Origin of the sequence: Pseudohongiella sp. (genome assembly GCF_011050365.1) — a bacterium.
Lineage (GTDB): Bacteria > Pseudomonadota > Gammaproteobacteria > Pseudomonadales > Pseudohongiellaceae > Pseudohongiella.
Map to the genome: position 1 here is coordinate 107,659 of NZ_DRFV01000011.1, position 20,765 is coordinate 128,423.

At 57.3% G+C, this 20,765-nt stretch carries 24 protein-coding genes; 15 read left to right on the forward strand and 9 right to left on the reverse strand.

All coding sequences use genetic code 11. The features are described from left to right. Positions 1–22: 22 nt before the first annotated feature. Positions 23–715 carry an MORN repeat-containing protein gene (locus ENH71_RS10090; RefSeq protein ID WP_294135118.1) on the forward strand — a complete coding sequence of 231 codons (693 nt, stop codon included), beginning with the start codon at positions 23–25 and terminating at the stop codon, positions 713–715. A 47-nt stretch (positions 716–762) separates the two neighbouring features. After that, positions 763–1,401 carry a pyridoxamine 5'-phosphate oxidase gene (gene pdxH / locus ENH71_RS10095; protein WP_294135110.1) on the forward strand — a complete coding sequence of 213 codons (639 nt, stop codon included), beginning with the start codon at positions 763–765 and terminating at the stop codon, positions 1,399–1,401. Positions 1,402–1,416: 15 nt separating this feature from the next. On the opposite strand, the gene ENH71_RS10100 is transcribed toward pdxH, so the two are convergent. Next, positions 1,417–2,676: a 6-phosphofructokinase gene (locus ENH71_RS10100; protein WP_294137781.1), complete on the reverse strand. Its 1,260-nt coding sequence runs from the start codon at positions 2,674–2,676 to the stop codon at positions 1,417–1,419. 190 nt (positions 2,677–2,866) lie between these two features. Here ENH71_RS10100 and ENH71_RS10105 point away from each other — a divergent pair, with 190 nt between their 5' ends. Next, positions 2,867–3,445 carry a UbiX family flavin prenyltransferase gene (locus ENH71_RS10105; RefSeq protein WP_294133932.1) on the forward strand — a complete coding sequence of 193 codons (579 nt, stop codon included), beginning with the start codon at positions 2,867–2,869 and terminating at the stop codon, positions 3,443–3,445. On the opposite strand, the gene ENH71_RS10110 is transcribed toward ENH71_RS10105, so the two are convergent. Continuing rightward, positions 3,440–3,976 carry a TIGR02444 family protein gene (locus ENH71_RS10110; RefSeq protein ID WP_294133931.1) on the reverse strand — a complete coding sequence of 179 codons (537 nt, stop codon included), beginning with the start codon at positions 3,974–3,976 and terminating at the stop codon, positions 3,440–3,442. The two genes, ENH71_RS10105 and ENH71_RS10110, sit on opposite strands and share 6 nt — an antisense overlap. Positions 3,977–4,049: 73 nt before the next feature. Here ENH71_RS10110 and mpl point away from each other — a divergent pair, with 73 nt between their 5' ends. Together mpl and ENH71_RS10120 are read left to right on the forward strand one after the other, a co-directional pair. Next, complete coding sequence (mpl, locus tag ENH71_RS10115) at positions 4,050–5,459, forward strand: UDP-N-acetylmuramate:L-alanyl-gamma-D-glutamyl-meso-diaminopimelate ligase (RefSeq protein ID WP_294133925.1); 1,410 nt, start codon at positions 4,050–4,052, stop codon at positions 5,457–5,459. Positions 5,460–5,469: 10 nt separating this feature from the next. Then, positions 5,470–6,096, forward strand: a complete 627-nt coding sequence (locus tag ENH71_RS10120; RefSeq protein WP_294133922.1) for an LON peptidase substrate-binding domain-containing protein — start codon at positions 5,470–5,472, stop codon at positions 6,094–6,096. Between the two features lie 18 nt (positions 6,097–6,114). On the opposite strand, the gene ENH71_RS10125 is transcribed toward ENH71_RS10120, so the two are convergent. Continuing rightward, positions 6,115–6,600, reverse strand: coding sequence for a chemotaxis protein CheW (locus ENH71_RS10125; RefSeq protein WP_294133919.1), 486 nt, complete (start codon positions 6,598–6,600; stop codon positions 6,115–6,117). Positions 6,601–6,777: 177 nt separating this feature from the next. Here ENH71_RS10125 and ENH71_RS10130 point away from each other — a divergent pair, with 177 nt between their 5' ends. Continuing rightward, entirely contained in the window at positions 6,778–6,960 is a 183-nt protein-coding gene (locus tag ENH71_RS10130; RefSeq protein WP_294133915.1) for a hypothetical protein, read from the forward strand. 26 nt (positions 6,961–6,986) lie between these two features. On the opposite strand, the gene ENH71_RS10135 is transcribed toward ENH71_RS10130, so the two are convergent. Next, positions 6,987–7,166: a hypothetical protein gene (locus ENH71_RS10135; RefSeq protein ID WP_294133909.1), complete on the reverse strand. Its 180-nt coding sequence runs from the start codon at positions 7,164–7,166 to the stop codon at positions 6,987–6,989. Between the two features lie 87 nt (positions 7,167–7,253). Here ENH71_RS10135 and ENH71_RS10140 point away from each other — a divergent pair, with 87 nt between their 5' ends. From ENH71_RS10140 to ENH71_RS10155, 4 genes are all read left to right on the forward strand, one after another. After that, the gene (locus ENH71_RS10140) at positions 7,254–8,114 is read left to right on the forward strand and encodes a S1 family peptidase (RefSeq protein ID WP_294133906.1); all 861 of its coding nucleotides are present in this window, start codon (positions 7,254–7,256) and stop codon (positions 8,112–8,114) included. A gap of 99 nt (positions 8,115–8,213) precedes the next feature. Next, on the forward strand, positions 8,214–8,693 hold the full coding sequence (locus tag ENH71_RS10145) for a peroxiredoxin (RefSeq protein ID WP_294133904.1): 480 nt from the start codon (positions 8,214–8,216) through the stop codon (positions 8,691–8,693). A 29-nt stretch (positions 8,694–8,722) separates the two neighbouring features. Then, entirely contained in the window at positions 8,723–9,469 is a 747-nt protein-coding gene (locus tag ENH71_RS10150; protein WP_294133902.1) for a dienelactone hydrolase family protein, read from the forward strand. Next, positions 9,469–10,140 carry a GGDEF domain-containing protein gene (locus ENH71_RS10155; RefSeq protein WP_294133900.1) on the forward strand — a complete coding sequence of 224 codons (672 nt, stop codon included), beginning with the start codon at positions 9,469–9,471 and terminating at the stop codon, positions 10,138–10,140. The genes ENH71_RS10150 and ENH71_RS10155 overlap by 1 nt, the downstream gene beginning before the upstream one ends. 23 nt (positions 10,141–10,163) lie before the next feature. On the opposite strand, the gene ENH71_RS10160 is transcribed toward ENH71_RS10155, so the two are convergent. Continuing rightward, positions 10,164–10,805 carry a CoA pyrophosphatase gene (locus ENH71_RS10160; RefSeq protein WP_294133898.1) on the reverse strand — a complete coding sequence of 214 codons (642 nt, stop codon included), beginning with the start codon at positions 10,803–10,805 and terminating at the stop codon, positions 10,164–10,166. Positions 10,806–10,934: 129 nt separating this feature from the next. After that, a complete protein-coding gene (locus ENH71_RS10165) occupies positions 10,935–13,076 on the reverse strand; it encodes a TonB-dependent receptor family protein (protein WP_294133895.1) in 2,142 nt (713 codons plus the stop codon). A 165-nt stretch (positions 13,077–13,241) separates the two neighbouring features. Here ENH71_RS10165 and ENH71_RS10170 point away from each other — a divergent pair, with 165 nt between their 5' ends. Both ENH71_RS10170 and ENH71_RS10175 read left to right on the forward strand, forming a co-directional pair. Continuing rightward, positions 13,242–14,036, forward strand: coding sequence for an SDR family oxidoreductase (locus ENH71_RS10170; RefSeq protein ID WP_294133890.1), 795 nt, complete (start codon positions 13,242–13,244; stop codon positions 14,034–14,036). Between the two features lie 120 nt (positions 14,037–14,156). After that, complete coding sequence (locus ENH71_RS10175; RefSeq protein ID WP_294133888.1) at positions 14,157–14,642, forward strand: FKBP-type peptidyl-prolyl cis-trans isomerase; 486 nt, start codon at positions 14,157–14,159, stop codon at positions 14,640–14,642. Between the two features lie 353 nt (positions 14,643–14,995). On the opposite strand, the gene ENH71_RS10180 is transcribed toward ENH71_RS10175, so the two are convergent. The 3 genes from ENH71_RS10180 to ENH71_RS10190 form a co-directional block, all read right to left on the reverse strand. Next, positions 14,996–15,400 carry a VOC family protein gene (locus ENH71_RS10180; RefSeq protein ID WP_294133887.1) on the reverse strand — a complete coding sequence of 135 codons (405 nt, stop codon included), beginning with the start codon at positions 15,398–15,400 and terminating at the stop codon, positions 14,996–14,998. After that, the gene (locus ENH71_RS10185) at positions 15,397–16,824 is read right to left on the reverse strand and encodes an aldehyde dehydrogenase family protein (protein ID WP_294133885.1); all 1,428 of its coding nucleotides are present in this window, start codon (positions 16,822–16,824) and stop codon (positions 15,397–15,399) included. The genes ENH71_RS10180 and ENH71_RS10185 overlap by 4 nt, the downstream gene beginning before the upstream one ends. A gap of 173 nt (positions 16,825–16,997) precedes the next feature. Continuing rightward, complete coding sequence (locus tag ENH71_RS10190; protein WP_294133883.1) at positions 16,998–17,816, reverse strand: UDP-2,3-diacylglucosamine diphosphatase; 819 nt, start codon at positions 17,814–17,816, stop codon at positions 16,998–17,000. Between the two features lie 243 nt (positions 17,817–18,059). Here ENH71_RS10190 and ENH71_RS10195 point away from each other — a divergent pair, with 243 nt between their 5' ends. The 3 genes from ENH71_RS10195 (at position 18,060) to ENH71_RS10205 (ending at position 20,763) form a co-directional block, all read left to right on the forward strand. Beyond that, positions 18,060–19,193 carry a hypothetical protein gene (locus tag ENH71_RS10195; protein ID WP_294133881.1) on the forward strand — a complete coding sequence of 378 codons (1,134 nt, stop codon included), beginning with the start codon at positions 18,060–18,062 and terminating at the stop codon, positions 19,191–19,193. 42 nt (positions 19,194–19,235) lie between these two features. Then, complete coding sequence (locus ENH71_RS10200) at positions 19,236–19,787, forward strand: peroxiredoxin (protein ID WP_294133879.1); 552 nt, start codon at positions 19,236–19,238, stop codon at positions 19,785–19,787. 121 nt (positions 19,788–19,908) lie between these two features. Further along, on the forward strand, positions 19,909–20,763 hold the full coding sequence (locus ENH71_RS10205) for a DUF3014 domain-containing protein (protein WP_294133878.1): 855 nt from the start codon (positions 19,909–19,911) through the stop codon (positions 20,761–20,763). Positions 20,764–20,765: the final 2 nt, after the last annotated feature.

Here is a 20,765-nt window from a genome sequence, read left to right on the forward strand (position 1 = left end):
CGATGGTCTACAGGAGTCAGATATGAAATTGAATTTGTCATGGATGCCGCGCGTGCATCTGCAAGCAGTCAACGCCGGCGCGGGCACCATTAGAGCCATGGGCTCGGGTGCGCTGGTCGTGCTGTTGCTGACGGCCGGGCTCGCGCCGAACGTGCTGGCGCAGAGCTGGCTGATCAATCCGCCCGCGGAACTGAGCCGGGAGTGCGCCTATGGCGACTGCGAGAATGGCTACGGTATTCTTGAGATTCGCACAGAGTTGGGCACCGACCGTTATGAAGGCACGTTCAGTGATGGCAAATTTGATGGCCAGGGTCGCTATGAACTCATGGTCAGTCGCAGTGAACAGGCTTACTACGATGGTGACTGGGAGATGGGTGTGCGTGAGGGGCGCGGCACCTTCTGGAATGGCGTATCCAATTTATATATCGGTCAGTGGCAGAATGATTTGCGCCATGGTCGCGGTGCGTATTTCTTTGGTGTGCAGGACTGGACGCCCAACAGACACTCCGAGCAGTGGCTGCAGAATAATGTCGAAAATTACACGGGTGATTTTGTCGAAGATCTTTATGAGGGGTATGGTACCTACCGTTGGCCTGACGGGTCGCGTTACGAAGGCGAGTTTTATGCCAACGAAAAACACGGCAACGGAACGTTCTTCTACCCCACGGGTACCCGTCGGGAGCAGTACTGGCAGTATGGCCGTTTTATCCGCTGACAGCGTAAGCGCAGGCATAACTCTCTGATATCAACATAGGTAACTTCATGGATTTGCAGTCTATCCGCCGTGAGTATCTCAGCGGCAGTTTAACGCGTGAGCATTTGCAATCAGATCCGGTCGATCAATTCGGGCTGTGGCTGGAGCAGGCCATCAAAATGGAGCTGGCAGATCCGACCGCGATGGTACTGGCAACAGTCGGCGCCGATGGTCAACCGGGCCAGCGTGTGGTGTTGTTGAAGGGGTTTGATGAACACGGTTTTGTGTTTTTCACCAACTATGACAGCCGCAAGTCACGCGATATCGCTGCCAACTCGCATGTCAGTCTGCACTTCCCCTGGTACCCCATCGAGCGTCAGGTGCTGGTGTGCGGCGTGGCAGAAAAAGTCAGCGACGAGGAATCAACTGCCTATTTTCAGAGCCGTCCCCGGGAGAGTCAATTGGGCGCCTGGGCCTCACCGCAAAGCCGGCCGCTGGCATCGCGCAGTGTGATGATGCAGCAGTTTGACACGATCAAGGAAAAATTTGCCGATCAGGACATACCGAGGCCGGAATTTTGGGGTGGTTTCCGGGTCAGGCCGAGCCGCATTGAATTCTGGCAGGGCGGCGCCAACCGACTGCATGACCGCTTCCAGTACGCCCGCCAGGCCGACGGGCACTGGCAGGTTGATCGTCTGGCGCCGTGATCGCCGTAAAAACTGTCAGCCTTTCCAGGCCGGCAGCTTTTGCGATACCAGTACGTTTTTCAGGCGCGCATATTGTGGCAACCCGTTTTTGTAGGGCGGGTAATCTTCGCCACGTATCAAAGGTGAGAAATAGTCGCGGGCTTTTTGTGTGATGCCAAAGCCGTCCGCGGTGATGTAGTCGCGCGGCATTGGCTTCTCAACATTGGCGACTTCGGATAAGGGCGCTTCGCCCACCGTCCAGCGATAGGTTTTGCCCGGTTTGCGCACGATGGTCGGCATCACTGCGCTTTTGCCGGCCAGGGCAAAATCCACTGCGGCCTTGCCCATGGCGTATGCCTGCTCTACATCCGTCGCCGATGCAATGTGGCGCGCAGAGCGTTGCAGATAGTCCGCCACAGCCCAGTGGTATTTGTATCCCAGTTCCTGTTTGATCATGTTGGCCAGAAAAGGTGCCACACCGCCCAGTTGCGTATGACCGAACGCGTCCTTGCCGCCAGCGTCGGCCAGGAACTGGCCGTTGCTGTAATGTGCGCCCTCGGATACCACCACGGCGCAGTAGCCGAACTTTTTGACACAGGCCTTTACCTTGCGCATGAAAGCAGCCTTGTTGAAGGCAATTTCCGGAAACAGAATAATGTGGGGTGCATCCCCTTCCTGCTCGGCAGCCAGGCCCGCCGCGCCGGCTATCCAGCCAGCGTGACGCCCCATGACTTCCATGACAAACACCTTGGTGGAGCTTTCACACATGGAAGCGACATCCAGGCCGGCCTCGCGGATGGAGACCGCGACGTACTTGGCGACAGAGCCAAAGCCCGGGCAGTTGTCGGTGATGGGCAAATCATTGTCCACGGTTTTGGGAATACCGATGCAGGTGATCGGGAAACCTTCTTTCTGACTCAGCATGGAGACCTTGTTGGCCGTGTCCTGCGAATCGCCACCCCCGTTGTAAAGAAAATACCGGATATTGTGCGCACGAAACACCTCCATCAGGCGCTGGTACTCGGCACGGTTGTCGTCCAGACTCTTCAGTTTGTAACGGCAGGAGCCGAAGGCGCCAGCAGGTGTGTGGCGCAGTGCGGCGATGGTGGCCGCTGTTTCCTTGCTGGTGTCGATAAGCTCTTCGGTGAGGGCACCGATAATACCGTTCCTGCCCGCATACACCTTGCCGATCTCGGCTTTGTGCTGGCGTGCGGTTTCAATCACTCCGCAGGCGCTGGCATTGATGACAGCGGTGACGCCGCCGGACTGGGCGTAGAATAGATTAGCTTTAGCCATGAAGAAACCTGTGTGCTGCCTGCGAGTATGATGTTTGTGCCACGCCGGGTCCGGATGTCAGTGCCGGGGCCAGGCGGGTAGTGCAATGTGGGCTGTGTCGGGCATAATGTTACAAAGTGCCCGCTGGCTTGGCAATCAATGACGCTCAATTGCTGTGGTCAGGCGGCTATTAAACCATACAGGATACATAATGAAACGACTGATTATAGGGATGTCCGGCGCCAGTGGTCTGATTTACGGCATCCGGATGCTGGAAGTGTTAAAGACCGCGCCCGGGATAGAAACCCACCTGGTGTTGACCGGAGCCGCGCGCCTGAATATCAGTCTGGAAACCGACTGGCAGGCTGACGCGGTCATGGCCATGGCTGACGAAGTGCATTCAGTCAAAGATCTGGCCGCCAGCATCGCCAGTGGTTCCTTTCGCACGGACGGCATGATCGTCGCGCCGTGCTCCATGAAGACCCTGTCTGCCATTGTGCATTCGTATGCGGACAACCTGCTGACCCGCGCGGCGGATGTGGTGCTCAAGGAGCGCCGCCGGCTGGTGTTGATGCCGCGCGAAACCCCCCTGCATGTAGGGCACTGCGAATTGCTGCTCAAAGCCTGTCAGCTGGGCGCTATCGTCGCGCCGCCGATGCCGGCGCTGTATACCAAGCCGCAGACTGTCGACGACATCATCAACCACAGTGTCGGGCGGGTACTGGACCTGTTTGATGTTGATTCAGGACTGGTGAAGCGGTGGCAGGGAGCTGCCGCAGGTGCGTCATAGTGCCAGCGAGGCCTGGCTCAGCAGCGACACGGTGGATTCGTCCAGTGCTGTACTGAGGTTGTGTTCACGGGCATACAGTGCCAGATTCCTGCGGATGGCCGTCGAGGCATCGTTATCGGTCGCCGCCGACTTGCCGGCGGGCGCTGCCGTCACCAGTCCGGCCAGCGCGCGCAGTTGCATGAATTCAGTGTCCAGCTCCAGTGCCTTGATGCGTTCGCGCAAGCTTTCCTGGTCCGCACCGGCAATGCCCGCGGTGTCGGCCGGGTGGGGTTTGAGCCAGCGCCGGGCCTGTCGTAATGGCCGTACCAGTTGCTCTCGCCAGTGGCGGGAAAATGCCGACGCCTGCGCAAACCCGGTCTCGCTCAGTACGCCGTGATAACAGCCATGCCAGCAACACATCAGCAGCAAAACCACATCGACATCGTATTCGTCCTGCAGGCGCAGACACAGCGCCGTGATACCGGGGCGGGCGTAAACATCGCGTGCGAAGTGCAGCAGATCAGGTTGTTGTTGAGGATCCGGGGCTGTCATGGCTGTTTGTCACATTTTTGTGTTCGTTGTTCAGGGATTTGCTAAAGTAGCAGAATAGCTTACAGGAACTTATATGCACATTCACATCCTTGGTATCTGCGGAACCTTCATGGGCAGCCTGGCTGTGCTGGCGAAAGAATTGGGCCACACGGTCAGTGGCTCCGATGCCAATGTTTACCCGCCCATGAGTACGCAACTGGAAGAGCAGGGCATCCGGCTTTGTGAGGGCTTTGATCCCGCACATCTGCAGCCGCATCCGGACCTGGTGGTGGTGGGCAATGCCATGTCACGGGGCAACCCGGCGGTGGAGTATGTCCTCAATCAGGGGCTGCCGTACTGCTCCGGGCCGGAATGGCTGTCGCGCTTTGTGCTCCAGGGCAAGTGGGTGCTTGCGGTGGCCGGCACTCACGGCAAGACTACCACCAGTGCCATGGTGGCGTGGATACTGGAATATGCCGGCATGCAGCCGGGGTATCTTATTGGTGGCGTGTTGAAGAATTTTCCGGTGTCGGCGCGTTTGGGCGGCAGCGACTTTTTTGTTGTGGAGGCCGATGAGTACGACAGTGCGTTTTTTGATAAACGCTCGAAGTTTGTCCACTACCGGCCCCGAACGCTGATACTCAACAACCTGGAATACGACCATGCGGATATTTTCCCCGATCTGGCAGCGATTCAGCGTCAGTTTCACCATTTGATCAGGATCGTACCGGGTGAAGGCCTGATTATACGGCCGCGATTTGATGAGGCGCTGGCGCAGGTGCTGGAGCAGGGCTGCTGGACGCCGACACAAAGTTTTGCCGTGCTGGATGCCGAACGCGATGAAGGCGGGCGCCCCGAGCCCAGTGGCTGGGGCGTGCGCCTGTTGCAGGCAGACGGCAGTGTGTGTGAAATCAGCAAAACCAGTCATTTGGGCAGCACTGTCAGTGCGCGGCTGCAATGGTCACTCAGCGGGCGTCATAACGTGTGCAACGCTGTAGCGGCAATCGCGGCAGCGCATCATGTTGGCGTTGACATAACGGTGGCCTGCGAGGCACTGGGCAAGTTTGCCAGCGTCAAACGGCGCATGGAGCTGCTCGGTGAAGTGCGGGGCATTCATGTCTATGATGACTTTGCGCATCATCCGACGGCCATTGAGACCACGCTGGACGGCATTCGCCAGCGACTGAACGAGATTCCCGGCAGTCGCCTGATTGCTGTTATCGAGCCGCGCTCGGCCACCATGAAAATGGGGGTGCATCAAAGCTGTCTGGCGTCATCCTGCCGGGCCGCCGACCTGTGTCTGTGGATGTCGGGTGCCGGCAATGGCCTCGACATTGAAGGAATTATTGCCGAAAGCCCGGTGCCCGCCCTGAACTTCAACAGCGTCGACGACATTGTTGCCTACCTTAGTCGGCATTGCCGGGCGGGTGATCATATTGTGATCATGAGCAATGGTGGTTTCGGTGGTATTCACGGCAAACTGCTGTCAGCGCTGGCGGCCTGAAGGGGGACTGTTGACCACCATTCTCAAAGAGCCTGAGCTGATACCGCTGTTCCCGCTGCGTTCGGTGTTGTTCCCGGGCGGCCGCCTGCCGCTGCAGGTATTCGAGCAGCGATATATTGATCTGGTCAGTCATTGCATGAAGACCGACACCGGTTTCGGTATCTGTCTGATCAGTCAGGGCGCGGAAACGGTGCGGCCCGGCGCGCGTCAGCAGGTGGAACGTATCGGGATGTATGCCCGTATCGTGGACTGGGATCAATTGCCCAATGGTTTGCTGGGGATCACTGTCGAAGGCCGGCACAAGTTCTCCGTGCAGGACTGCTGGGCGCGGGACGACAAATTGTTGATGGCAACCGCACAGTTTTCACAGCAAGACTTTCTGGGGCAGCCCGCATTGCCGTTGACCGGGCAACACCAGGCGCTGGTGGATTTGTTGCGCGATCTGTCGGCACATCCATTAATCGAGAGTCTGAATCTGGAAATCGATTTTGACGACAGCCGGCAACTGGCCTGGCGGCTCAGCGAACTGTTACCGGTGCCGGTGCAGCAGAAGCAACAATTGCTGGCTCTTGATGATACCGATGAGCGACTGCAGGTGATCGAAAACCTGGTGGCATCGGTGATGCACCAGGGCTGACTGCTGGTCAGAGGCTCGCTAGCGTGGCAGCAGCTCGGTGACCCGGCTGAAGTCCACCAGAATCATCAGTTCATCATCTTCATTGTAGACACCCTGGATGAAGCGGGCACCGGCTTCGTTTCCGGTCGCGGGTGGGATCTCAATTTCCTGTGCATTCAGGTCGACAATGGCCGATACTTTATCGACCACGATGCCCAGCGCGAAATCCTCGATTTCTACCACGATAATGCGGGACTGCTCGGATACGGCGTGATTCGGCAAGCCAAACACGCCCCGGCCATTGATCACCGTGACGACATTGCCGCGCAGGTTGATGATGCCCAGAATGAACGCTGGCGCCCCGGGCACTGGCGTAACCTCGGTATATCGCAGCACTTCGTTCACCCGCGCGGCATTGATGGCGTAGGTTTCATTGCCCAGAGTAAAACTGACATGTTTGATCAGATGCACGGAAACATCTTCCGCATCTGCGTGTTTGTGCTCTGCGACGAGTGCGTTTGTCATAAGGTGATTTCCTGTCCTGCTCACAACGGATCTTGCTGGTCTGTATGCTCTAGCGGCAGCTTTGGCAAAAAATTGAGCGTTGTCGCATTTGGTCGGTACTGGCCAATGTATCGGGCTTGCCGCATAATAATGGCAAATTGTTAACAGTCATCGAAAGCAGTAGCGGGAGGTTGTGAAATGTCGGAAGTGTGGACAAGCCCGGGCACCTGGACTCACGAGCAGTGGCTGGTGGTGAGCATTCTTGGATTCATTGTGCTCGCCGTTGTCGTTGTTGTCTATCGACTGGCCAAAATTCTTCGTAGCGTCAATACCAAGCGCGAGCTACCCAACCTGCGCCCGGGGCGCCGTCCGCGCCGCTGACGTTGTCCCTGTCTGCTGCGGCCCGATTACAGAAGTATCATATCCAGTATTGCCGCAGCGCCTGCCAGGCAAACCACAACGACGCCCAGCCAGCCAAGCAATGCCAGAATACGGAAAGGTTTTTCGTTTTCCGGGTACAGCCCGGATTTTTCGTATTCGCGCTCTTTTGCGTCTGGTGTCGGTTTCGATTGCTTGATATCGCTCATGACAAACTCCTGCCCGGTGCATTGGGCCCAGAAATGCTGGACCCAGAGGGTTTGGTTCAAGGTACGTAGAATGAAAAAGCTCCGCGAATGAAACAGCTCAGCCTCACCAGACCGTCCGCGCTCTGGCTCGCACTGATATATTTTGTGCTGGTGCCTGCTGACGCTATCGTTATCCGTCATGATACCGGATATACCCGTCATATCGCCAGTGAAGCAGACTATCCGGGTGTGTTTCCGCTGGCGCAACAAGGTCGTCGGAAAGTCTGCGTGGCGACACTGGTGGCGCCTCAGTGGGCCCTGACCGCAGCGCATTGCGTAGCCGAAACACCCATACGGGAAACGCTGGCAGACGGCAGGAACTATGCTGTCGAGATCAACCGTCAAGCCCATGCCATTGACGCGCTGCATCTGCACCCGGGCTGGCCCGGCGACACCCCGGCACGTCTGCAGCCGCAACAGATTGATCTGGCGCTGCTGCATCTGGCAACCCCGGCCAGCGCGGCAGCGGCGCTGGCGCCCTATCGCGGCGATAGCGAAATGGCGCAGGCCATGATCTTTCTTGGCTGGGGTTATACCGGAATAGGTACAACCGGGCCCTCGGTCGACGATGGCCGGCTGCGCTTTGCGCACAACACGGTCATGCGTGCCGACGAACGTCTGCGCTTTGAGTTCGACGATCCGCGCCACAGGGACAGTCAGGCGTTGGAGTTTGAAGGTATACCCGGGCTCGGTGACAGTGGCGGCCCGGCCTTGATCCGGGAAGACGGTGCTTTGTGGCTGGCGGGCATCGCTGTCGGTGAATTGTCGCAAGGGGCGGGCAATGCTGGCGGCAGTCGTTATGGTGCCGTTGTTGTGTATGAGCGTGTCAGCCGCCACCTGGACTGGATCGACTCCGTTATCAGTGCTCGCCAGCCGGACCCTGCCCGACCTGACTTGGCAGTGAATTGAACAAATTGCGATCCGGGAGCGTAAAGCATGGATGTATATTCGTGCAGTTTTGATACTATCGGGTAACTCAGTTAATCAGTTCAAATCAAAGGTGATTTCATGTCAATTAAAGTCGGCGATACTATTCCAGCAGCTACGTTCAAGATTATGGGCAAGGAAGGGCCGGAGAACATCACCACCGATGATATCTTTGTCGGCAAGAAAGTTGCGCTGTTTGCGGTGCCGGGTGCGTTTACTCCGGGCTGTTCGGTCACGCATCTGCCCGGTTTTGTAGTGAATGCGGATAAAATCAAAGCCAAAGGTGTGGATACCATTGCCTGCATGGCGGTCAATGATGCCTTTGTGATGTCTGCCTGGGGCAAGTCACAGAATGCAGAGGAACTGTTGATGCTGGCCGATGGTAACGCCGAATTCGCCGATGCCCTGGGCCTGGCCATGGATGCCAGTGGCTTCGGCATGGGCAAGCGTAGCCAGCGTTTCGCGATGATTGTGGATGACGGCAAGGTGACGTACCTGGGTGTTGAACCTGCCGGCGGCATTGACGTCAGCTCGGCTGACAATGTACTGGCGCAGCTTTAGTCGCCCCGCAGAATCAGGAGAAAGGTCCGATGTTGAAAACCGAATACCTTGAATACCGTGACGGTGACACTGTGCTGGAAGCCTACATCGCCTACGATGAGGATGCCACGGAGAAAAAACCATGTGTGCTGGTCGGTCACGATTGGACCGGTCGGCGCGATTATGCCTGCGCCGCCGCCGAACGGATGGCAGATCTGGGTTATGTCGGCTTTGCGGCGGACGTATACGGCAAAGGTGTATTTGGCAAGGAAGGTGATGCTGAGGGCAATACCGCTCTGATGATGCCTTTTGTTGAGGATCGCGCACTGTTGCGACGTCGCATGCAGGCAGCACTGACAGCGGCGCGCGCGTTGTCGCAAGTGGATGACAGCAACGTTGGTGCCATTGGCTACTGTTTTGGTGGCATGGCTGTGTTGGAGCTCGCCAGGTCCGGGGCTGATGTCAAAGGTGTGGCCAGCGTCCATGGATTATTGGGACAGGGCAGTGAGCCCGGTCAGCAGATCCGGGCCAGCGTCCTGTGTCTGCATGGTCACGATGACCCGATGGTGTCGCCGGAGCAGGTGCTGGCATTTGAAAGCGAAATGTCCGATGCGGGCGTTGACTGGCAAGTTCATGTCTACGGTGGCACCCAACATGCGTTTACCAATCCGGCAGCCAATAACCCCGACTTCGGTACGGTTTACAGCCAGACCGCCAACATCAGAGCGGAGCAGGCGCTGGCCAACTTTTTCCGTGAGTTGTTCGAAGATACGCCGCCATTGGATGTCGCGCCCTGATGAGTACGCCGGCGCGTTGTTCCGATTGCCCTGGTGATTGTCAGTATCTCGACGAGATTTGTGAGTTGCGGCAGAAAATCGGGGAGCTCAGCGAGCAGGTGCTCACTGATGCCCTGACCGGACTGTATAACTACCGGCATTTGTTGTGGGCGATGAATCAGGAGATGGAACGGGTCCATCGCAGTGGTGGAACGTTTTCCGTGATCGTGCTGGATTTTGATAACTTCAAGGGAATCAATGATCAGTATGGACACGAATTTGGTAATCAGGTTTTAAAGACAGCCGGCACCTTCTTTCAGCGCTCATTGCGCAAACTGGATGTGCCCTGTCGGTTTGGCGGCGAAGAGTTTGTATTGGTGTTGCCATCGACTGACTTGCGTGATGCAGTTCAGTTGGCAGAGCGTATCCGGGAAGGTGTCACCCGCATACAGCTGCGTGCGGGTGACCAATATGTGCCTTTATCGGTCAGCATGGGGGTTGATGTGTATCGCGCCAGCGATCGGATAACACCCGAAGTTTTCCTTGATCGCGCTGACCAGTATCTACTGCAAGCGAAGCAGGCAGGCAAGAATCGAGTGCATTATCCGCGCATGGCAGATCCGGTAGACGGCATGTCCTCGGACGAGCGCAGTGCCCTGATGGATGTTTTTGAAAGGGATCAGGGCGCGTAGCCCGGTACTTGTTGCCACCGGCGTCAGGCGGGATCTTCCAGTTCGTGTATCTGTTTCGCCAGATGGTGCAGGATGGCTGCGGTGGCGCCCCAAATACGGTAACCGTCAAAGTGCGTTTCCATAAACCGGCGTTCCCGGTTCTGAAACTCCATGCTGGCTATCCGGTAGTTTTTCGGATTCAGCAGAAACGCTGTGGGCACGTAGAAAATTTCAGCCACCTCAATGGGACAGGCTTTCAGTTCCACTTCGGCATGGACCAGGCCGACAACGGGGGTCACATGAAATGCGGATGGCATGATCAGCGCTGGCAAGGTGCCGATGACCTGAACGGCGTGTGACGGCAGGCAGGTTTCTTCTTCGGCCTCTCTCAAAGCGGTGCCGATGATATCGACATCCTGTGGTTCGGCACTGCCGCCGGGTAAGCTTACCTGTCCGGCGTGGCTGCGCAGATGTTTTGTGCGCAAGGTCAGCATGATGCGGCTTTCGCCAGGGGCGCCGCCCTGTATGACAGGAATCAGCACGCCGGCCCGGCGCATGTCCCTGCCATCTATTTGTTGATCAGGTTGGTAAGCGTGTTCTGCGGGATCGGGCGGCAGGATGAGACCCGCGGACGACGGTGACAGCCGGAAAAAGCTTTCCAGTCGCGCTATCAATCCGTCATTCATCGCGGTATCTCATACTGTCGGCCTGTCAAAACCCCGGGCGTTTGCTCAAGGTACTCCTTAAGGGTTCCTGTTGTTAAGGGTCCTTGCTGTTCAAGGTCCCTGTTGTTCAAGATCCCCTGGTCAGGACCTTTAGTTAAAGCGCCAGTCCAGTGCTACGAACGCCCGCAGCGGCTCACCCGGGAAGTAACGGTCGCCACCAAATGTGGTCCAGTCGGCACGTTCCGCGTACTTGCGATCGGTCAGGTTCAGGATGTTGACTGACAACGTCAGCGCATCCGAGGCCTGCCAGCGAGTGCGCAGGTTGAACACATTGTGGCCCTCGTAGCTGTTAACGTTTTCCGGATTGGTATAGTACTCCCCCATGGCAACCCATTGCAGCTCGGTGGTCAGCGAGCTTGTTGGTGTCCACTGTATCTGGGCGGCACCAAAGTTGCGGGGCGCGGATTCGACATCATTGCCATTGAGGTTGACGCCGCCTACCAGTTGGTCGTTCCGATAGGTATGACGGGCATGGTTGTAGGCTGCACTCAGACGCCAGTCATCGTTCAGCTCGTACCTGCCGCTTAGCTCCAGGCCTTTATGGCGGGTGTGAATGCCATTGAGATTGACGCGGTCAGCGTTGTTGATGATCTCATTGTCCTTGTCCATGTAGAACGCCACGGCTTCGTAGGTCCATTTGCCCGTGGTGCCCTGCAGTGCCAGTTCAACGCTGTCGATTTCCACCGGATCCAGATCGGCGACGGTCTGGTCGTTTTGCAGGCGATACAGCTCGGTAGCCTGCGGCGCCCGGTAACCGCGGGTAACCCTGAACTGGGCGTTGTGGGTATCGTTGATCTGGTAACGAATGCCCAGTTTGGGCGCCACATTGGCGAAGGTGTCGGAGCGGTCAGCCGGCCGGTTGTAACGGCAGCCGCCGAAACCACAAACGGTGCCGTCGTCACGTGTACGGCCACTGATCATGTTGTTGTCATAATCGTAGTTCATGCGCTCGAAACGCATGCCCAGAGTGATGTCAAAGCCGTTGTCCCAGTAATGCTGAAGCTGGACGAACGGTGCAATCTGCGTGGCGTCGACATCGTAATCATAATGTTTGCCGGCAGGTACCGTTGCAACCAGGAAAGGCGAACCCTGGGTCGGGCCATCCTGTCTCTGGGTCAGAGAGCCTTCGGTAAACTCCAGGTCCAGGCCGGCGGATAACAAGGTGTTCGTGCTCAGGTCTTTATACGACGCAAACTGCACACCTACGCTGCTGTGTTCATTGGTCTCGGTCGGGGTGCCGGGCAGGAAGTGTTGTTTGAAGTCCAGATCTGTTGTGCGGTAGTACGGTGTCATCACCACATCCCAGCCAGAATCCAGGGTGTAGCTGATGCGCGTCCAGACCCGGGTGCTGCGGTTGTCGCGATAGGCCTCGGGGTTTGCATTGGTGCGACGCAGATCGTCATCTTTGTAGGCGTCGGTACCATTGATATAGCCGGCGGTTTCCTGGTTCAGGTTGGTGGTGGTGAAACCACCGTCCAGCTCAGTACCATTGGCCAGCGTGGTCTGATAAAGCCAGGACAGTTTTTGTTGATCGAACCCGCTTTGTGGTCGGAAACCTTCCTCGCTGATGCCATTGACCAGAAAGGTGTGGCTGAAGTTGTCGTTTTCAAAACCAACGCGGGCATTGCCCCGCAGAGTTCCGCGCGGGCCCGCCTCAATAGAAATCTGACGACGGTCATCGGGCTGCGGTAACACCACGTTGATCATGCCGTGTACGGCGTTGGAGCCGTAAAAAGCACTGCCCGGGCCACGAATGACTTCGATTCGTTCGGCGTTTTCCGAATGCGAATCAAACAGCTCGTTGACGTTGCAGAAACCCGCTGCGCGCAAGGGGATGCCTTGCTCGGCCAGCAGGAATGCGCCACAGGCGCCGCCGCCGCTGAGCACAGGGGAGCGGATCGAGATCAGGCTTTCCTGACCATTGTTGCGATTGATATTGACGCCAGGCAGACGGTTGGCAGCTTCCTGGATGTGGGTGTGGGAAGTCAGGCGCAGTTCATCTTCGGACAGAATGGCGATGCTGGCATTCACATTGCTCAGATCTTCCGGTCGTCGCGACGAAGAGATCACCTGGATCTCTTCTATGGCGGGTGCTGTGTCTTGTGCATGTACGGGCGTCATCACGGCAGCGATGGCGGCGGCGCAGGAGGCGGCCAGTAACCTGCGTCCGTGCAGGGGGCTTGTTGTTATGGTTTTCATGCGGGTATCGGGCTTGATTGAATGGTATTCCACGTGAGCTCTCCCTTCGAGTCATTGGCGGGTGGCCTGTTTCAGCCGGTGCAAACGATAGCACATATCAGGCTGGTTTTCTGCTTGCGGCCGGACCGATCCGGTGGCTATGCTTGAGGGTCGGACAGATAACAATTTAATAAACCGGTAAAACAGGGGAAATTGCCCATGCAGGTGAAAGATAAAGTTGTGGTCGTTACTGGCGGTGCCAGAGGTATAGGTCGGGCATTGTGCCAGCGATTCGCTGCTGAGGGCGCCAGCGCAGTGGTGGTGGCCGACATCCAGCAGGCCGGCATTGATGAAGTGGTCGGACTGATCGGCGGGCAAACCCGGGCGCTGGGTGTGACCACGGATGTCAGCAAGGAAAGTGACGTGCAGGCGCTGGTGGCCAAAACCATCGACGCGTTCGGCCCCATTGACCTGTTTTGTGCCAATGCCGGTATCTTCACCGCCGGTGACGAGAATGTCGATAACGATGCCTGGCAGCGTATCTGGGATATCAATGTGATGGGCCATATTTACGCCGCCCGTGCCGTATTGCCTGGCATGCTGGCACGTGGCGAAGGTTATTTGTTGAATACCGCCTCTGCTGCCGGCCTGCTCAGCCAGATCGGCTCGGCGCCTTACGCGGTAACCAAACATGCAGCGGTCGGTTTCGCCGAATGGCTGTCGATCACCTATGGCAGTCGCGGCATCAAGGTGTCGGTGCTGTGTCCGCAGGCGGTGAAAACCGACATGACGGCTAATACCGGAGGCGGCGGAGTGGCCGGCGTAGACGGCATGCTGGAACCCGACGCGCTGGCGCAAACGGTGATCGAGACCCTGGCGGAAGAGCGTTTTCTGTGTCTGCCGCATGCGGAAGTGCTGACCTATATCCAGCGCAAGGCAGGCGACTATGATCGCTGGCTGGGCGGCATGCGCCGGCTGCAGGATCGCTTCGCAGATCAGTACAAAGATCGCTGATAAAGTGCGTATAACCAGAAAAATACGGGGAAAAGGGTGGTATTCGGGCTCTGGCCAAGACATCGCCGGTGATAAATGTTAGGGTGTCGCCCGTTAAAGTCTAAATACAGGAACTGAACAATGAGTTTAATGATCGGCAAGAATGCGGTAGTGAGTATCAACTACACCCTGACCAATGACGCAGGTGAAGTCATGGATACTTCCGAAGGCCGTGAGCCGCTGACCTATTTGCACGGCGCCAACAACCTGATACCGGGCCTGGAAAAGGAAATGGAAGGCAAGGCTTCAGGTCAAAGCTTTAAAGTGACCATTCCGCCTGCAGAAGCCTACGGCGAGAGCAACCCGGAGCTGGTGCAGACCCTGTCGAAAGAAATGTTCAAGGGCGTCGACAAGGTCGAGCCGGGCATGGGTTTCACAGCACAGGGCCCGCAGGGCGAGCAGCACATTGTGGTAACCGCAGTAGATGGTGACCAGGTCACGATTGATGCCAATCACCCAATGGCAGGTAAAACGTTACATTTCGCTGTCGAAATCGTGAATGTGCGCGATGCCAGCGAAGAAGAGATCGAGCACGGCCACGTGCACGACGGCAGCGAAAGCCACTAAAAACTATCTGCGTTGACATTGCTTCGTTAAAAAAAGGCTCAAAATGCTTATTTACTCCGTGTAAACTGCGCTTTTGAGCCTTTTTTTGCCTCGCACTGCCTGCCTCGATTACGTTTTTCAGAGGCTTTCGACGGCAGATCAAAGTCGCTAAATCAGAAGCTGTCACCAGCCCTGTCGAAGGGCATCGCCAACCAAATCAGCCGATTGACGCTGATGTTTGAATGTGGAAGTTGTAGTCTAAATACTGCACGCAGCGGTGCAGTGCTGGGGCGTGGCGGCTGCTTGCCAGCCCCCACCCCCAGTGCTGTGACGCGATCCGGATCGGAGCGAAAATAACTCCTGAGAAATGAGCGTCAATCGGCCTGCAACAGCTCCAGCCAATTGCCATCGGGATCAACAACGATGGCAATCGTCACCCCGGGCCGGATCACCTTCGGCTGCACCACCACCTTGTGGCCCGCCTGCTCACATACCTGAACCACGGCAGCCAGGTTGCTGATATGAATTGTCCAGTAGCGATAGCCGGTCGCCCCCGGGATGCCGCCCGGGGGCGCATCGGCTGGCGGGGCGCGATCCAGTTCAACGATCTTGACCACGCTGTCGCCCACTTTCAGACGATGCATGGTGCCGCCCGAGGGCATGGGAATCACGCCCTCAAGCTCCAGACCCAGCAGGTCCCGGTAAAACGCCAGCATGGGCCCGGCATCACGGGTAATGATGCCCAGATCAATGGCCGCTTTGTTGATCATCAGACTCATGCGTTGTAACCCAGCATGGACTTGATCTCCAGGAACTCGTGGAAGCCTTCGACGCCCCACTCACGGCCATTGCCGGACTGTTTGTAACCGCCGAACGGGGCCGCAAAGTCAGGGCCGGCACCATTGATATGCACCATGCCGGTACGCAGGCGGCGGGCGACGGCACGGGCATGCTCCGGTTCCCCCGACACATAACCCGACAGGCCGTAGTCGGTGTCGTTGGCAATGGCCACGGCATCATCTTCGTCCCTGTAGCCGAGGATGCTCAGCACCGGTCCGAAAATTTCTTCGCGGGCAATGGTCATGTTGTTGGTGACATTGGCAAACACGGTTGGTTTAACGTAATAACCGGTGCTCAGGCCGTCGGGTTTGCCGACGCCGCCGGCAATCAGCGTGGCGCCTTCATCAATGCCGGCCTGAATCAGGGTCTGGATCTTGTCGAACTGGGCCTGGCTGACGACAGGGCCGAGGCGGGTGTTTTCGTCCTGCGTATCGCCGGGTATTGCCTTGGCAGCTGCGGCCTTGGCAATTTCAATGGCTTCAGCCATGCGTGCCTGCGGCACCAGCATGCGCGTGGGCGCGTTGCAGGACTGGCCGCAATTGCCGAAACAGCCCATTACCCCGCCAGCGACCGCTTTGGCAAAGTCGGCGGCGTCATCGAGGATGATATTCGCCGACTTGCCACCCAGTTCCTGACAGACACGCTTGATACCATCGGCGGCGGCCTTGGCGACTTCGCGGCCGGCGCGCGTGGAGCCGGTGAATGACACCATATCGATTTCCGGATGTGACGAGATGGCGGCGCCCACGGTCGGGCCATCGCCATTGACCAGATTAAAGACGCCGTCGGGCAAGCCGGCCTCAGCGATTATCTCGGTCAGTATGATGGCGCTGACCGGCGACATTTCACTGGGCTTGATGACGATGGTGCAACCGGTCGCAATAGCCGGTGCGATCTTGCAGGTGACCTGGTTCAGCGGCCAGTTCCACGGCGTGATGAAACCACACACGCCCACCGGCTCTTTGATGACCTGGGTTTTACCGCGGGTTTCCTCAAATTCATAGTTTTCCAGGATGGCGCGGGCGGTGGCGAAGTGGCCTATGCCGGTGCCTACCTGAGCGGTGCGCGCAAAACTGATGGGCGCGCCCATTTCCTGAGAGATCGCCTGGGCCAGTTCTTCACTGCGGGCCTTGATGCCGCCAATGATCTTGTCCAGCACTGCCAGCCGCTCCTCGCGAGTGGACTGCGACCATGCCGGGAAGGCGGCGCGAGCGGCCTTGGCGGCAACATCAACGTCCCTGGCCGTGCCCATGGCGATTTTGGCGAAGGCCTGTTCAGTGGCCGGGTTGATAACATCAAGTGTTTCTCGGTCAGTTTCCCTGACCCACTGGCCGTTGATAAAAAAGGATAAGTGGTCTTGCATAACTGGCTCCCCCCGGGGTTTTGCTGGATAACATAAGATTCAGACAGGGACCGATTATCAGGGAAAATTGCGCAGACTGCCAGCCACGCCGTCCGGCGTTGCGGGTTTGCCCATGACGATGCCGCCGCACTGGTCTTATCAGCTGTCTGCCGCCACACGGCCGCCGGGGAATATCAGGCGGCTTTGGGCAGAGTCCGGGGATCGCTCTGTGTGCTGTGTCCCTGCGGTTCATCCACCCAGCGCAGGATTTCCAGCTCGCCGTCGGGCTTTTCAATCAGAGCCGTACAACTTTCCACCCAGTCGCCGGTATTGCAGTACAGAGTGTCACCGAAACGGGTGATTTCCGCGTGGTGGATATGACCACAAACCACACCGTCCAGTTGCTGTGACCGTGTCGAATTGATTACGGCTTCCTCGAAACGGCCAATGTAGCTGACAACATTTTTGACCTTGTTTTTCAGATGCGCCGCCAGTGACCAGTAGGGTTTGCCCATCAGTTTGCGGGTGGCGTTCACCAGTCGGTTGAGCAACAGCAGTTTGCCATACATGGTGGAGCCGATGTGCGCCAGTATCGGACTGACCTGAATCACGGTATCGAACTGGTCGCCGTGCAGCACCAGCAGTTTTTTGTCATCAGCCGTGGTGTGGATCGCCGTGTCACGCACCAGGATGTTGTCAAAGCTGTGGCCGCAGAAGTCGCGGGCACACTCATCATGGTTGCCCGGCGTATAGATGACCCGGGTGCCGTTGGCGGCCTTGTGCAGAATGAGTTTGACCACTTCCTGGTGCTGCGGCGGCCAATACGGGCGTTTTTTCATTTCCCAGCCATCAAAGATGTCGCCGGCCAGATAGAGGAACTCGGACTCTGTGCTGCGCAGGAAGTCGAGCAGTTTGTCAGCCTGACAGCCACGAAAGCCAAGGTGCAGGTCCGAGATGAAAATGGCGCGATACTTTTTTGCGGGTTTGGCCTGAAGTTTTGTAACACCGTTCATTGCGATCACCTCGCTATGGCAGAATTGGGCTTACCTTAACGCGATGATATGACGTTGGCGTAAAGCTTTTGTGAATTTTATGTGACAAAAAGCTCTTTATCATGTTGTTTATAAATAAGATTTTTTCTGAATTCGGGTTGTGTGCAGGATTTGCCAGCGCGCCGGTCAGATGGCGTATACTGGTTCTGATGAACGGTGTTGCCCAGGTCAGCGGTCTGGTTTTTGCAACCACAGGATAAAGTTATGCGTTTACAAGCTGTGATTATAGTGGCCCGGATTGTGGTCTTTCTGCTGCCAATGTCCTTTGCTGCTGCTCAGGAGGGCGGGCCCGGATCGATCCGGGTATCGCCGAACCAGATGTCACAGGAGGAGATGTCACAGGACGAGGTGTCACAGGACGAGGTGTCAACAGACGCAGCGTCACCGGGCGATGTCCCGGCAGAGGCTGAAGACGCGGTACTGGCGGCGCAACAGCAAGCCCTTCAGTTACGGGCGCAGGCCTTGCAGAATCAGATCAATGATCTGAGCTTTGAGCTGGACTCGTATAATCCGGCATTGATCGAGCTACAGGGCGATCTGGGGCGGACCTGGCTTGAGCTGGAACAGTTTGAGCTCGCTCACGGCGTGCTTGAGCAGGCCATGCAACTGGTGCGGGTGAACGATGGTCTGTACGGCGAGCGCCAGGTAGCGCTGCTGAAATCACTGGTGCAGGCCAACCTGGGACGACAGGCATGGGAGCAGGTCGATATTTACGCTCACCTGCTGTTCGACCTGCAGGACCGGCAGCATGAGGCGAGCAGTGTGGCATATGGCGAAGCCCTGCTTGCATTCAGTGACTGGCGCCTGGAGGCGTCGCGCCACAACCTGTTGATACGGCCCGGATCGACGCAGGCTGTGCAGATGCTGCAGGATTTGCAAAAGCAGCACGAAACGGCGCTGGCATTTGCGCGCGAGCGCCAGGATGTCGGGCAACAATGGTCACTGCTGTACGCCATGGCCGCAACCGAGGTGGAGATGGCGCGGCAGTACAATTACCAGAGTCTGTCCGACTTCAACACACCGGCACCACGTTATGTCAGTCAGACGGTCTGCCGGACGGTACCCAATGGCAATGGCGGGTTCCAGCGCGTGTGTTGGCAGGAGCGGGTCAGCAACCCGGATTATATGTACTCGGCCAACAACCAGCGCCGGACACAGGCCGAGCGTGCCCGCATTGATCTGCAGGCCATCGTTCGCGAGATGGAGGCCTTGCTCGCTGAGAACCCCGAATTTGCCAGTGCTCATGCCAATGAAACCGGACAGGGGTTACAAAATATCGAGCAGGCGTTAAAAGAGTTGCAGCGCAATGCCAGACGCTCTGTGCTACAACGATGGTAGGCGCCGAAGCATGGTCATTCTAAACAAGAGGCAGGCAGTATTATGAAAACAGGTTTGAAACAGGTTCTGACAATCGCGTTCGGCGCGTGTGTTCTGCTGCAGGCCGCATTGGCCGGGGCGCTGGAAGTTGGTGACAGGGCGCCGGATTTCGCCTTGCAGGCCTCTGACGGTAATACCTACCGCCTGTCCGATTTTGTTGGCAGGCAGCCGGTTATCCTGGCTTTTTTCCCCGCGGCGTTCACCGGTGGTTGCACCATACAGTGCAAAGCCATTCGCGACAGCAGTGACGAGATTAAAAGTTTTGATGTGGCCTACTTTATGGCCAGTGTCGATAGCGTAGTAAAAAATACCGACTTTGCCGAAGAATACGGTCTGGATTTTCCGGTGCTGTCGGATCCGGACAAGACCATGACTGCTGACTATGGCGTGTTGGGCGCCAGCGGTTTTGCCAATCGCTGGACCTATTACATTGATGCACAAGGCATTGTGGTACAGATAGACAAGTCCACCAATCCCAGTTCAGCCGGGACTGACCTGGCAAGAAGCATGGCGGAACTGGGATTCCCGCGCAGCAATCAGACCGCCGCGCGCTGAGCGGGCCCGGGCTGATGGCGAAAAGTTTGTGGCGAAATCATGATCATTGCAGGCATAACCATGATGCCTGCTGCGTTCGTCTTGCTCCTGTCATCAGGCCTGTGCAAGAATAGAAGGCACTATGGCACATAAGACACTGGCGATAATTGCGGTTCTATCCCTGATCGGGGTTCTGTTTCTGGTCTATCTGGGGATGACCTTTGAGCCCCCTGAAGCCACCCGGACGGTCGAGATCGAGCGTCCGGTGCCGCGTCCTGTCACGCCGGTGACAACGCCCGCTCCGGTCGACCCGGTCGACGCCGAGCCCATCGCCGTTCAGGAAGTGGAGCCAGTTCCGGAGCCGGCAGTATCGGAGCCTGAGCCTGAACAGCCCGATGTCGAGCCATTGCCCCCACTGAATGACAGCGACAGCGCGGTGATAGCCCGGCTGGCCAGTGTGGAAATGGGCGCCAGTCTGTTACGACTGCTGACGCCGGATGACATCATACGCAAATTTGTTGTCTTCACCTATAACGCATCCCAGGGCGAACTGCCGCAGGTTGACTATCCACTGCGCGGTGTTGAAGGTGATCTGGTGGTGACAGAAATCGACACCAACCTTTACCAGATGCAGCCGGCAACGCATCGCCGATTTGATACTCTGATTGATACCCTGGTGGCGCTGGAGCCCGGGCAGGCGATGTCGGTTTACCGCGCGTTGCGCCCTCTGTTTCAGGAAGCCTACGCCGAACTGGGCCTGGGTAGCGAAAATTTCGATGAAGTGCTGGTACGTGCCATCGATCAGGTCATGGCGGCAGATACTGCCAGCGGCCCCTTTCAATTGATCAAGCCCTCGGTGATGTATCTGTATGCGGAAGGTCGCATCGAAGATATGTCGCCGGTGGAAAAACAGCTTCTGCGTCTCGGCCCGGAAAACACCGAAAAACTCAAAGGCCGCCTGCCTGCTTATCGGGAGCGACTGCAGGCCGGACTGTAACA

Bases quoted from the DNA above. Each gene is read 5' to 3' on its own strand.
- ENH71_RS10090 (WP_294135118.1), top strand. From the start codon at position 23: ATGAAATTGAATTTGTCATGGATGCCGCGCGTGCATCTGCAAGCAGTC.
- pdxH (WP_294135110.1), top strand. From the start codon at position 763: ATGGATTTGCAGTCTATCCGCCGTGAGTATCTCAGCGGCAGTTTAACG.
- ENH71_RS10100 (WP_294137781.1), bottom strand. From the start codon at position 2,676: ATGGCTAAAGCTAATCTATTCTACGCCCAGTCCGGCGGCGTCACCGCT.
- ENH71_RS10105 (WP_294133932.1), top strand. From the start codon at position 2,867: ATGAAACGACTGATTATAGGGATGTCCGGCGCCAGTGGTCTGATTTAC.
- ENH71_RS10110 (WP_294133931.1), bottom strand. From the start codon at position 3,976: ATGACAGCCCCGGATCCTCAACAACAACCTGATCTGCTGCACTTCGCA.
- mpl (WP_294133925.1), top strand. From the start codon at position 4,050: ATGCACATTCACATCCTTGGTATCTGCGGAACCTTCATGGGCAGCCTG.
- ENH71_RS10125 (WP_294133919.1), bottom strand. From the start codon at position 6,600: ATGACAAACGCACTCGTCGCAGAGCACAAACACGCAGATGCGGAAGAT.
- ENH71_RS10130 (WP_294133915.1), top strand. From the start codon at position 6,778: ATGTCGGAAGTGTGGACAAGCCCGGGCACCTGGACTCACGAGCAGTGG.
- ENH71_RS10135 (WP_294133909.1), bottom strand. From the start codon at position 7,166: ATGAGCGATATCAAGCAATCGAAACCGACACCAGACGCAAAAGAGCGC.
- ENH71_RS10140 (WP_294133906.1), top strand. From the start codon at position 7,254: ATGAAACAGCTCAGCCTCACCAGACCGTCCGCGCTCTGGCTCGCACTG.
- ENH71_RS10145 (WP_294133904.1), top strand. From the start codon at position 8,214: ATGTCAATTAAAGTCGGCGATACTATTCCAGCAGCTACGTTCAAGATT.
- ENH71_RS10150 (WP_294133902.1), top strand. From the start codon at position 8,723: ATGTTGAAAACCGAATACCTTGAATACCGTGACGGTGACACTGTGCTG.
- ENH71_RS10155 (WP_294133900.1), top strand. From the start codon at position 9,469: ATGAGTACGCCGGCGCGTTGTTCCGATTGCCCTGGTGATTGTCAGTAT.
- ENH71_RS10160 (WP_294133898.1), bottom strand. From the start codon at position 10,805: ATGAATGACGGATTGATAGCGCGACTGGAAAGCTTTTTCCGGCTGTCA.
- ENH71_RS10170 (WP_294133890.1), top strand. From the start codon at position 13,242: ATGCAGGTGAAAGATAAAGTTGTGGTCGTTACTGGCGGTGCCAGAGGT.
- ENH71_RS10175 (WP_294133888.1), top strand. From the start codon at position 14,157: ATGAGTTTAATGATCGGCAAGAATGCGGTAGTGAGTATCAACTACACC.
- ENH71_RS10180 (WP_294133887.1), bottom strand. From the start codon at position 15,400: ATGAGTCTGATGATCAACAAAGCGGCCATTGATCTGGGCATCATTACC.
- ENH71_RS10185 (WP_294133885.1), bottom strand. From the start codon at position 16,824: ATGCAAGACCACTTATCCTTTTTTATCAACGGCCAGTGGGTCAGGGAA.
- ENH71_RS10190 (WP_294133883.1), bottom strand. From the start codon at position 17,816: ATGAACGGTGTTACAAAACTTCAGGCCAAACCCGCAAAAAAGTATCGC.
- ENH71_RS10195 (WP_294133881.1), top strand. From the start codon at position 18,060: ATGCGTTTACAAGCTGTGATTATAGTGGCCCGGATTGTGGTCTTTCTG.
- ENH71_RS10200 (WP_294133879.1), top strand. From the start codon at position 19,236: ATGAAAACAGGTTTGAAACAGGTTCTGACAATCGCGTTCGGCGCGTGT.
- ENH71_RS10205 (WP_294133878.1), top strand. From the start codon at position 19,909: ATGGCACATAAGACACTGGCGATAATTGCGGTTCTATCCCTGATCGGG.